Source organism: Curtobacterium sp. VKM Ac-1393 (assembly GCF_015350995.1).
Lineage (GTDB): Bacteria > Actinomycetota > Actinomycetes > Actinomycetales > Microbacteriaceae > Curtobacterium.
The window spans coordinates 67992-79349 of the sequence record NZ_JADKRW010000003.1; the positions used below are offsets into that span (position 1 = coordinate 67992).

The 11358-nt window shown below is 71.0% G+C and carries 10 protein-coding genes; 6 read left to right on the forward strand and 4 right to left on the reverse strand.

Annotated elements, in window-relative coordinates; all coding sequences use genetic code 11:
* The first annotated feature begins 180 nt into the window (after positions 1-180).
* Complete coding sequence (locus ITJ59_RS07455; protein WP_194650485.1) at positions 181-705, forward strand: DinB family protein; 525 nt, start codon at positions 181-183, stop codon at positions 703-705.
* A gap of 79 nt (positions 706-784) precedes the next feature.
* Here ITJ59_RS07455 and ITJ59_RS07460 read toward each other — a convergent pair whose 3' ends face one another.
* Both ITJ59_RS07460 and ITJ59_RS07465 read right to left on the reverse strand, forming a co-directional pair.
* Complete coding sequence (locus ITJ59_RS07460) at positions 785-1747, reverse strand: sugar-binding transcriptional regulator (RefSeq protein ID WP_194650486.1); 963 nt, start codon at positions 1745-1747, stop codon at positions 785-787.
* A 61-nt stretch (positions 1748-1808) separates the two neighbouring features.
* Positions 1809-2657 carry a GolD/DthD family dehydrogenase gene (locus ITJ59_RS07465; RefSeq protein ID WP_228511243.1) on the reverse strand — a complete coding sequence of 283 codons (849 nt, stop codon included), beginning with the start codon at positions 2655-2657 and terminating at the stop codon, positions 1809-1811.
* A gap of 106 nt (positions 2658-2763) precedes the next feature.
* On the opposite strand from ITJ59_RS07465, the gene ITJ59_RS07470 reads away from it, so the two are divergent.
* The 4 genes from ITJ59_RS07470 to ITJ59_RS07485 are packed head-to-tail and all read left to right on the forward strand — an operon-like array spanning position 2764 to position 7477.
* Positions 2764-3900, forward strand: coding sequence for a zinc-binding dehydrogenase (locus tag ITJ59_RS07470; RefSeq protein ID WP_194650487.1), 1137 nt, complete (start codon positions 2764-2766; stop codon positions 3898-3900).
* 27 nt (positions 3901-3927) lie between these two features.
* Complete coding sequence (locus ITJ59_RS07475) at positions 3928-5244, forward strand: MFS transporter (RefSeq protein WP_228511244.1); 1317 nt, start codon at positions 3928-3930, stop codon at positions 5242-5244.
* An 11-nt stretch (positions 5245-5255) separates the two neighbouring features.
* Complete coding sequence (locus ITJ59_RS07480) at positions 5256-6998, forward strand: dihydroxyacetone kinase family protein (RefSeq protein WP_194650488.1); 1743 nt, start codon at positions 5256-5258, stop codon at positions 6996-6998.
* On the forward strand, positions 6995-7477 hold the full coding sequence (locus ITJ59_RS07485; RefSeq protein ID WP_194650489.1) for a ribose-5-phosphate isomerase: 483 nt from the start codon (positions 6995-6997) through the stop codon (positions 7475-7477). The genes ITJ59_RS07480 and ITJ59_RS07485 overlap by 4 nt, the downstream gene beginning before the upstream one ends.
* Positions 7478-7565: 88 nt before the next feature.
* Here ITJ59_RS07485 and ITJ59_RS07490 read toward each other — a convergent pair whose 3' ends face one another.
* Positions 7566-9035 (reverse strand): FGGY-family carbohydrate kinase, encoded by a 1470-nt coding sequence (locus ITJ59_RS07490; RefSeq protein ID WP_194650490.1) that lies wholly within the window; start codon positions 9033-9035, stop codon positions 7566-7568.
* Positions 9036-9084: 49 nt separating this feature from the next.
* Positions 9085-10068, reverse strand: coding sequence for an Abi family protein (locus ITJ59_RS07495; protein ID WP_194650862.1), 984 nt, complete (start codon positions 10066-10068; stop codon positions 9085-9087).
* A 206-nt stretch (positions 10069-10274) separates the two neighbouring features.
* Between ITJ59_RS07495 and ITJ59_RS07500 the strand changes: the two genes are divergently transcribed.
* Positions 10275-11351 carry a LolA family protein gene (locus ITJ59_RS07500; RefSeq protein WP_194650491.1) on the forward strand — a complete coding sequence of 359 codons (1077 nt, stop codon included), beginning with the start codon at positions 10275-10277 and terminating at the stop codon, positions 11349-11351.
* The last annotated feature ends 7 nt before the right edge of the window (positions 11352-11358 follow it).

An 11358-nucleotide genomic window follows, 5' to 3' on the forward strand; every position in this document is an offset into this window, starting at 1 on the left:
CGAGAAGATCGGTGGGCCGACGGGAACCGGCCCAGAACAGCGAGCGACGTTACCGAGCAACCGAAATGTCATTGGCCGGTGATTCTCAGGAAACGGCGTGTCACCCGAACGGGGGGAAGGCCCGATCCGCATGCGTCTGCGGATCCGCAAGGCTGAGTAACGAGGTCGTAACATCGGCCCATGGCGATCGAACCCGAGACGAAGAGCTGGACCTGGGTCATCGAGGGCACCTGCCCCGAGTGCGGCTACGACGGCACCGCGGTGTCGATCCGCGACGTGCCGGGGATCATCGACGCGAACACGACCGCCTGGCCGGAGGCGCTCGACCGCGACGGCGTCCGTGACCGCCCCGACGACAGCACCTGGTCTCCCCTGGAGTACGGCGCCCACGTGCGTGACGTGCACCGGAAGATGACCGAGCGCCTCGCGCTGATGCTCGCCGAGGACGCCCCGACGTTCCCGAACTGGGACCAGGACGCGACCGCGATCGAAGACCGGTACGGCGAGCAGGACCCGACCGTCGTCCTCCGAGAGCTCGGCGAGGCCGCACACCGTGCCGCGCGGGCGTTCGACGCGGTCCGCGACGACCAGCTCGAGCGCACCGGGCTGCGGTCGGACGGCAGCGCCTTCACCGTCGCGTCGCTCGCCACCTACTACGCGCACGACCCCGTCCACCACCTGTGGGACGTGCGGCGCACGCACTAGACACGGGGGCAGGCGGACGGGAGGCACGGGTCGGGCCCGCCCCGCGCCTCCCGTCCGCCCTGTGGTCGCGGCAGACCGCTCAGGCGAGCGCGTCGAGCAGGGCGCGCGCCGTCGCGGCGTCCGTCACCAGCTCGTTGACGAGCCCACCCCGGACCGCGCCGACGATGCTGCCGACCTTGGCGCTGCCGACGGCGACGCCGACCGCGTGCGGCACGCCGGACAGGACCTCGCGCGAGGTCCGGACCATCCGGTCGCTGCCGGGGAACTCGATGGCCGAGCCGTCGGCGGCGTAGAAGTTGAGGCAGACGTCACCAGCGGCCTGGTCGAACACGGCGTCGTCGACGGGGACGCCCCGTGCCAGCGCGTCGCGCGTCGGTGTCGGCGCCCCGATGCCGAGGATCGCACCCTTCGCCCGACCCCAGAGCCCGACGACGTGCTGGAAGGCGGGGTCCTCGTCGAGCGAGGACCGCATCGCGGGCGACGGCAGCGCCTGGGCGAACAGGAACGCGGGGATCGCTCCGGAGTGCTCCGCGGCGGTCCGGGAGATCTCGTTCGTCTGGAACCACGGCATCGGGTCGGCCTGGCCACCGACCGTGGGGACGATCTGGACGCCGGGCAGGCTCGGCATGCCGGAGTGCGCGACGTCGTAGACGGTGCGTCCGGACGACATCAGGACGGCGTCGCCGGGGACGAGCCCCATGCCCTCCACCGCGGCGGCGAGGGGTGCTGCGAGGTCGGCGCCGAGCGTGGCGGTGTGCGTGACGGCCGCCAGGTGCACGGCGCGGATGCCGAGCACGACCTGCAGCCGTTCGGCGAGCGCGACGGTCTCGTCCTGGAACGGGTCGACGACCTCGATGCGGACGAGTCCGGCCTTGCGCGCTTCGGCGACGAGCCGCGACACCGTCGGGCGGGAGACACCGAGGCGCGAGGCGATCTCGACCTGGGTGGCGTCCTCGAGGTAGTACATCCGCGCCGCCTGGTACACGGTGTCGAGCGGGAACCGGGTCCTGGAACCCTCGGCGGCGGGGTTCTCGGTGGACATGGGCCGATCGTATCCCTGGCACACGTCAGTTCTCCTCGCACACGTCAGCGTTTCTGGCACGTCAGCGGATCGTGAACCCGCCGTCCACCCGGAGGTCGGCACCGTTCACCATCGCGCTCGACTCCCCTGCCAGGAACAGCACCGCGGCGGCGATCTCGTCCGGGGTGGCGAAGCGGCCGGTGGGGATCTCGTCCTGGTGCCGGATGCCGTTCTCGTTCGCCCACGCGGCACGGCCCAGGTCGGTGAGCACGACCGTCGGCGACACGGTGTTCACGGTGACACCACGCCCGCCCCACTCGAGTGCGAGCACCCGGGTGAGTCCGATGACGCCCGCCTTCGAGGCACAGTAGGCCGCGTGCCCGTCGATGCCGACGTGCGCGGCCTGCGAGGCGATGTTCACCACGCGCCCGTACCCGGCGGCGAGCATGTGCCGACCGACGGCCTGGGCGACGCGGAACGTCCCCGTCAGGTTGACGTCGATCGTCCTCGACCAGGTCTCGGCGGACAGTTCGTCGGCCGGGGCCAACGCCGCGATGCCGGCGCAGTTGACGAGCACGTCGATGCGGCCGAAGTGCGCGGCGACGTCGGCGACGGTGCGGGCCACGGAGGTCTCGTCCGTCACGTCGCAGGCGAACCCGGCATGGAGGCCCGTGGCCGCATCCGGTGCGTCGGCCGCGCCCGGCAGGTCGGCTGCCGCGGTCGTGGCGCCGTCCGCGCGGACGTCGACGATCGCGACCCGCGCACCCCGTGCGGCGAGCGCCCGGGCGATCGCGTGCCCGATGCCGGAGGCGCCGCCGGTCACCACCGCGGTGCGGCCGGTGAAGTCGTTCGTCAGGTCGACGGTGTCCGGGCCCGGGCGGAGGGCTGCGGCGAAGTCGGTGGTGGTGCTGGTGACGCTGCTGGTCGTCATGGTCGCTCCTTTGCGTTCGGTCGGAACCTACCAGAAATTGTGTTCTGGACAAACGTTCTGCGAGGTGTACAGTCGTCGCCGAAGCCATCCAACGGAGGAGCAGCGCATGTCGACGACGACGAACGAACCCGAAGCCACGACCTCGGCCACCACCGACATCCCCACGACGATGCGAGCCGTCGTCGTCCACGGGCCCGGTGACTACCGCCTCGAGGAACGCCCGGTCCCCACGCCCGGCCCAGGCGAACTCCTGCTCCGCACGGACGCCGTCGGCATCTGTGCGAGCGACCTGAAGTGCTACCACGGCGCCGCCAAGTTCTGGGGTGACGAGAACCGCGCCGCCTGGGCCGAGCGGGACCGCATCCCCGGGCACGAGTTCGTCGGCACGATCGTCTCCGGCGACGACGACACCCTGGCGAAGCGGAAGGTCTCGCTCGGCGACCGCATCGCCTGCGAGCAGATCGTGCCGTGCTGGGAGTGCCGGTACTGCCTGGAGGGCGCGTACTGGATGTGCAACGTCCACGACATGTTCGGGTTCAAGGGCTACGACGGCGCGATGGCCGAGTACGTCCTCGTGCCCGCCAAGGCCCTGACCCACCCGGTGTCGAGCGCCCTGCCCGGCCAGGTCGCCGCGTTCGCCGAGCCGTTGTCCTGCGCGTTCCACGCCGTCGAGCGCGGCGACATCAAGTTCGGCGACACCGTCGTGATCGCCGGCGCCGGCCCGATCGGCCTGTCCGCCATCGCCGGTGCACGGCAGAAGAACCCGCTGCGGATCATCGCCCTCGATGTGGTCGACGCGAAGCTCGAACTGGCCCGCAAGGTCGGCGCCGACCTGACGATCAACATCGCCGAAGAGGACGCGGTCACCCGGGTCAAGGAGCTGACCGACGGCTACGGCGCCGACGTCTACATCGAGGCGACCGGCCACCCGTCGGCCGTGCCGCAGGGGCTGAACCTGCTGCGCAAGCTCGGCACCTTCGTCGAGTACTCGGTGTTCAAGGACAACGTCTCCGTCGACTGGTCGATCATCTCGGACGACAAGGAGCTCGACGTCCGCGGCGCCCACCTCGGCCCGCACACCTGGCCGGCCGCCATCAAGCTGCTCGAGGCCGAGACCCTGCCGATGTCGGAGATCTGCACGCACCAGTTCCCGCTCGAGCAGTTCCAGGCGGCCCTCGACCTGGTCGGCGACTCCGCCGGCGCCAGCGTCAAGGTGTCGATCATCCCGTCCCTGCAGGCCTGAGCCCGCCCACCACTGGAGTCAGCAAGCATGTCAACGACGACACAGCGCACCACCGGAGCACCCACGACCCACCGTCCCGAGGGCCGCCTCGACCGGATGGGGATCCCCCGCCCGCTCGCCCTCGGGTTCGTCGCCGTCCTGGTCTTCATGACCGGCAACGGCGTCGAGTCGAACTTCATCACCCCGCACATGGTCGCGGTCCTCGGCAGCCCCGAGGCCACCGTGGCGACGATCGTGACGTTCTACAGCCTCGCCGCCCTGATCGGCAGCTACGTCTCCGGCGCCCTGTCCGACCTGATCGGTCCGCGCCGCGTGATGATCCTCGGGTTCGCGGTGTGGGTCGTCTTCGAGGTGCTGTTCCTGCTCGCACTGAACGTCGGCAGCGTGCCGTTCGCCGCCGTCGCCTACGCCGTCCGGGGGTTCGGCTACCCGCTCTTCGCGTTCGCCTTCCTGGTCTGGGTGAACATCACCACCCCGGTCGAGCGGAACGGTTCGGCGGTCGGCTGGTTCTACGTCGCGTTCACCGGCGGCCTGCCGACGCTCGGATCCCTCTTCGCGATCGGCGCCATCCCGGTGTTCGGCGGTGGCGCGATCGGTGAGACCGGCGCGATGGTCGCCTCGATCGGCCTGGTCGTGATCGGGTTCCTCATCATGCTGTTCGGCGTGCGGCTGCCGAACGGCTTCTCACGCATCGCCCCGGCCGGCGAGAGCGCCTGGCAGGTGCTGACGAGCGGCATCCGCCTGACCGTCACCCGGCCGAAGATCCTGATGGGCTTCCTGGTCCGCCTGATCAACACGGCGCCCGAGTTCGGCATGTTCGTCGTGCTGCCCGCCGTCATCGCGAACGAGCGCGGGTGGGGCCAGAGCCGCTGGCTGCTCATGACCGTGTGCGTCTACGCGACGAACATCCTGGTGAACGCCCTGTTCGGCTGGGTCGGCGACAAGATCGGCTGGCAGCGCACCGTCAAGTGGTTCGGCATCGTCGGTTCCGCCCTCGGCCTCATCGCCTGGTGGTACGTCCCGCAGCTCGTCCCCGCCGGATCGGACTGGGGCTACGTGCTCTCCGTCGTCGCCGGTTGCGTGTTCGGTTGCCTGCTCGCCGGCTTCGTGCCGATGGGCGCGATCATGCCGGCGCTCGCCCCCGAGCACAAGGGCGCCGCGATGGCGATGTACACGACGGCGGCCGGTGGCGCGGCGTTCCTCGGCACCGGTGTGGTCGCCGCGGTCTTCGCGCTCGGCGGTGGCGGCCAGGCCGCCACGTGGACGTTCGTCGGCCTGTACGCCTGCGCGTTCGTGATGATCCACTTCCTCAAGGTGCCGCAGGGCACCCGTACCTCCCACTGAAGGACTCCAGCATGACCACGATCCACGACGCCCCCGACGAGTTCGCCGAGGACCAGCTCGCCGGCTGGCTCGCGCTCTACGCCGACCGCGTCCGCGGCGTCCACGGTGGCGTCGTCACCCTGCCCACCGAGGGCGCCGACCCGCAGGTCGCGGTGGTCGTCGGCGGCGGTTCCGGCCACTACCCCGCCTTCTGCGGGATCGTCGGCCCGGGCTTCGCCACCGGGGCCGTCGTCGGCAACGTGTTCACCTCGCCGTCGACCGCGCAGGTCTACTCGGTCGCCAAGGCGGCCGACCAGGGGAAGGGCGTCGTGCTGTCGTTCGGCAACTACGCCGGGGACACGATGAACTTCGGGCTCGCTGCCGAGCGGCTCCGCGCCGAGGGCATCGACACCCGGATCGTCGTGGTCACGGACGACATCGCGAGCGCCGACGAGGAGTCGAAGCGCCGCGGCATCGCCGGGGACTTCTCGGTCTTCAAGGCGATGGGAGCCGCAGCGGCGACCGGAGCCAGCCTCGACGAGGTCGAACGCCTCGGGAACGCAGCGAACGCGGCGACCCGCACGATCGGCGTCGCGTTCTCCGGGTGCACCATGCCCGGCGCCACCGAGCCGCTCTTCACGGTGCCCGACGGCCACCTCGGACTCGGGCTCGGCATCCACGGCGAGCCCGGCATCGTGGACGTCCCGCTGCTCCGCGCCACCGACCTCGCGGCGCTGCTCGTCGAACGGCTGCTCGCCGACCGACCGGCGAACGCGGGTACCCGGGTCGCCCCGATCCTGAACGGCCTCGGCGACACCAAGTACGAGGAACTGTTCCTGCTCTGGGGCCGCGCGTTCCCGCTGCTGCAGGACGCCGGTCTGCGGGTCGTCGAACCCGAGGTCGGCGAACTCGTCACGAGCCTCGACATGGGCGGCTGCTCGCTCACCCTGCAGTGGCTCGACGACGAGCTCGAACCGCTGTGGCGCGCCGACACCTACACGCCCGCGTACCGCAAGACGGCGGCGCCGATCGCGGCGTTGCTGCCGGCCGACGCAGTGGACGATGCCGAGGACGAGGCGACGGTCGTGCCGGACGCGAGTGGTGCCTCCCGGCAGGCCGCGCAGACGGCACGCGACGCGATCGACGCGATCGACACGCTGCTGCGGGAGCACGAGGAGGAACTCGGCCGCATCGACGCGGTCGCCGGCGACGGCGACCACGGACGCGGCATGGTGAAGGGGATCGGCGCGGCCCGGAAGGCGGTCGGTCGGGTCGGCCAGGAGGCGGGGGTCGCCTTCGTCCTCGGACGCGCCGGTGACGCGTGGGCCGAGTTCGCGGGCGGCACCTCGGGAGTCCTGTGGGGTGCGGCACTCGAGGCCTTCGGACGGTCGCTGCGCGACGACCGCTCCGCGTACGAGGGGTCCGACGTCGTCGAGGCCGCGCAGACCTTCGCCGACTCGATCGTCCACCTGGGTGGGGCGTCCCGCGGGGACAAGACGCTGCTCGACGCGCTGCTGCCGTTCGTGGACGCACTCCGGACCTCGGTGTCGGCTGGCGACGCGCTCACCGACGCGTGGCAGGCTGCGGCTGTGGTCGCGGTCGAGCAGGCCGAGGCCACCGCGGACCTCACGCCGAAGGTCGGGCGAGCCCGGCCGCTGGCGGAGAAGAGCCTGGGGACACCCGACGCGGGTGCCACCTCGATGGGGATGATCCTCACTCGGGTCGGCGAGGTCCTCGCTGCCCGTCCGCACGAACTGGAAGGAACACACGCATGACGTACCGTCTCGTGATCGGGTCCGACGATGCCGGGTTCGACTACAAGGAGATCATCAAAACCGATCTGCAGGCCGATCCGCGGGTCGTGTCCGTGGTCGACGTGGGCGTCGACGCGGACGGGCACACCGCGTACCCGCACGTCGCCGTCGATGCCGCGCGCATGGTCGCGAACGGTGAGGCCGACCGCGCGATCCTGATCTGCGGAACCGGACTCGGTGTCGCGATCGCGGCGAACAAGGTCCCCGGCATCCGGGCCGTCACGGCGCACGACTCGTTCAGTGTCGAGCGCTCGGTCCTGTCGAACGACGCCCAGGTCCTCTGCATGGGCCAGCGGGTCGTCGGCGTCGAGGTCGCACGCCGGATGGCGAAGGAGTGGCTCGGCTACGAGTTCGACCCGTCTTCGGCGAGCGCGTCGAAGGTCCAGGCCATCTGCGAGTACGACGGCAGCGCGCCCGCCGGCGTCGACGCGCCGGCGTAGGCGCGGCGCCCCAGCCCCGCGGAACCAGGTTCCGGACACAGCACCGTGCATCTGCGCGGTGCTGTGTCCGTTGCACGGTGTGGCGCGGTCAGCTGCGCGCGGCAAGGCGGTGTACGACGGCCTTCGTCGCCTCGTAGAGCTCGCGGTAGTCGTGGTAGCCGGGCTCGTAGGCCGCCGTCACCGACGGGTCCGGCTCGATGACCGTGGACGGCGGGTTCCACTGCCGGATGTCGACGTCGGCAACGAGCGCTGCCGCCAGGAACGCCGACCCGTACGACGCTCCCACGGTCACCGACGGCACCGTCTGCCGCAGCCCGGTCACGTCGCTCACGATCGTCGGCCAGTGCCGTCCGAGCAACCCGCCGCCGGCCCCGACGAGCTCGCGGACCTCGACCCCGGCGTCCCGCAACACTTCGATGTTGTGCCGGACCGCGTAGGCCGTCGCCTCGAGCGTCGCCCGGTAGATGTCGCCGCGCGTGTGCCGCACGGTCAGCCCCGCGATCACCCCTCGGGCATCCGGGTCGGCGATCGGCGTCCGCTCCCCCGCGAAGTACGGCAGCATCAGCAGCCCGTTCGCGCCGATGCCCGCACACCGAGCCTCTTCGAGCATCGTCGGCCACTCGCCGTCGACCAGCCGCCGCAGCCAGTCGGTGATCGCACCGGAGGTCGCCATCCCGCCCGACGCGCTCGGCTGCCCCGGGTGCGTGCCGACGGTCGTCCACATCCCCGGCACGGGCGTCGGTTCGGCGGTCGGCACGATCATGAACATCGTGGTGCCGTACTGCAGGAACATCCGGCCCGGCACGGACTCGCCGACGCTCACGCCCTCCGCCCAGGCGTCGATGGTGCCGGCCGTCACGGGGATGCCGACCGGGAGGCCCGTGGCCGCGGCCGCCTCGTCCGTCACCACGCCCGCCCGGTCGCCGGACCACAGCAGCCGCGGCATGGGCAGACCGGGCGCGAGCCGGTCGCACCACTCGGGGATCCAGGTGTTCTCGTGCACGTCGTAGAGCGGGGTGGTCTGGCTGGCCGAGTGGTGGTCGAGGACGTACTCCCCCGTCAGCAGCTCCACGATCCGCGACGCCGGCATCGTGAAGCGGACGGCACGCGCCCACACCTCCGGCTCGTGCCGTGCGACCCACGCGAGCTTCGCCCCGGCGGCCTGGGTGCTCAGGCCGGAGCCACAGCGCGCACGGATCGCGGCCTCGCCGCCGAGTTCCGCCGTGACCTCGTCGAGCAGGTCGGCGGTGCGGGTGTCGACGCCGTACAGGATCGCCGGACGCAACGGGGCGCCGGCATCGTCGGTGAGCAGGACGCAGGGTCCGATGCCACTCACCCCCACGGCCTGCACCTCGGCGTCGGGGGCCCGGGCGAGGAGTTCACGGGTCAGCGCCCCGAACTCGTCCCACCACACGGCCGCGTCCATCTCGACCAGGCCCTGCTCGGGGCGGTCGACCTCGTGCCGACGGCTCACCTCGGCGATCACGGTGCCGTCGAACCGGGCCAGCAGCGCCTTCGTGCTCGACGTCCCGATGTCCAGACCGAGCACCGCCCGCATGCCGTCTCCTTCGCCGCCACACGACCGCCGTCGGTCGCCTCTCCCGAGTCTACGAACCTTCCGCGCGCCGCCAGATCGACTCCAGACCCCAGCTCTCCGGCGCGCCGAGATCCGCAGTGCCCATACCCGGAACGTCGGGGAAGTCGTGGAGCAGGGCGGTGGCACGCTCGCGCCACGCGCAGTCAGCATCGATCCGGCGCAGCAGGAAGGCCATGACCACCAACACTCCGTAGACCCCGAACACCACCTTCGCGTGTTCGGTTCGTCGAAGGTGGTCGAACTCGGGGACGTTCGCGGGGCGTTTCGGAGCAACCACGAGCTTGCGGTTGAACAGCCTGGCGTGATGCGCCGCGACGTTCCGGACGTAGTTGATCGAGGCGAGCCAGCTGCCGAGGACACGCTTCGACGGCGCTCCGAGCGCCATCGCGATCTCCGTCCCGAGCACGTTCGAGAGACCGCCGTACAGTCGGGCGACCTGTCCGAACTCCAGGATCTCGGTCAGCGCCCAGACCGGCAGCTGTCCGTCGTACCTGGTCCGGAAGTGCGCGACGAAGACCTCGTCTGATCGGTCCTGCCGGGCTCGAACCCGCTCGATCCAACGTTCGTGACCGCTCGTTCCTGCTTCGCCCACCTGGAGGAACGACGGAGTGAACGAGACCGGATCCCGATGCGCGAACGGTCCGTTCAGGCCGAGCACGTGGGCGATCTTGGTGCGTACTGCGACCTCGATCCGCTCGACGCCGTCGAGCACGAGGAGCCGCAGCGCGCGGTCGTAGTCCATCAGGGAACGGGCGTGCTCGATCGACGTTCCGGTTCGGTACGTCTCACGCAGCGTGATGTGCCCCGCGACCTCGCATCCACGATCAACGGAGTCCGGCTGTCGGAGCGGGTGGAGGTAGCCCGTCAGGCGGTAGTAACCGACTCGGTCGAGCAGGCCGGCAGCCGCCCGGTGGGACTCGACGACGAGCCCACGGCTGCGAAGCCGCTCGACCTGCTGATCCAGCGTGAGCCAGGGCTTCGAGTACTCGACCACCACACCCCCAGGTGAAAAGAAAATCAGCCCGGGCCGAATGGCGACGGGCTGATCGTGATGGGTTCGATGATACCCGATGGTGACGACGCGGTGGGGTCCGATGGACGAGTGTGGACAACAAGTTCTGCCTGGTCGAGACGCCCAGCGTCCTGTCGGGGGCCGGACGTACCGTACTCCCGACTCCAATGCACCACGAGGGGAACACGATGAAGAAGTCAGCCTGGCTGCCAGCAGTCCTCGCACCGGTGGTCGTCGCCGGCGCCGTCGCCGCGCCGATGATCGCGAACGCGGCGAACGACCCGATCGCGGGGACGAACCCGAGCGCCGCTGACGTCATCGCCAGCATCGCGAAGTCCTCGGACGCGCAGTACTCCGGCAAGCTCGCACAGTCGAGCGACCTCGGACTCCCCGAACTCCCCACCGGCTCCGGTGGGACCTCGCTCGAGGGCGACGCCTCGGACGTGCTCGGCCTGCTCACCTCGTCGCACACCGCCCGCGTGTACGTCGACGGCGCCAGCAAGCAGCGCGTCCAGCTGACGCAGCAGCTCGCCGAGCAGGACGTGGTCCGCAACGGGTCCGAGGTCTGGACGTGGGACTCGAAGGACCGCACGGCCACGCACGTGACCCTGCCCTCCGACTCGGCGAAGGACCCGCAGGACGGCGCCACCACGCCGACGGACATCGCCGAGCAGGCCATCGCCGCGATCACCCCGAGCACCACCGTCTCGAAGCCGACCGAGGTCAGCGTCGCGGGTCACGACGCCTGGCAGATCACCCTGACGCCGAAGTCCCCCGACACCCTGGTCGGCACGGTCCGGCTCGCCGTCGACCAGCAGACCGGCCTCCCGCTCCGTGCGACGATCCAGGCCGCCGGGCAGGACGACCCCGCGGTGCAGGTCGGGTTCACGAGCCTCGACTACAGTGCCCCCGCCGCACGGCTCTTCGACTTCACGCCGCCGTCGAACGCGAAGGTCACCGAGAAGGACCTGTCCGACGCCGAGCACGGTGCGCACGCGAAGGGCGACCACGCACGGGGTGCGCACGCCGGCGATGAGCCGACGTTCACGGGCGAGGGCTGGAGCACCATCGCCGAGCTCCCCGCCGGCACCGTGGACCAGTCGTCCCTCGGCGACGAGGCCTCGGGTCTGCTCGGACAGCTGACGAAGGCCGTCGACGGCGGCCGTGCCGTCCAGACCTCGCTCGTGTCGGTCTACCTGACCGACGACGGCCGGGTCCTCGCCGGCGCCGTGCCGGTGTCGTCGCTGGTCGCCGCCGCGAAGTGAGCGCACC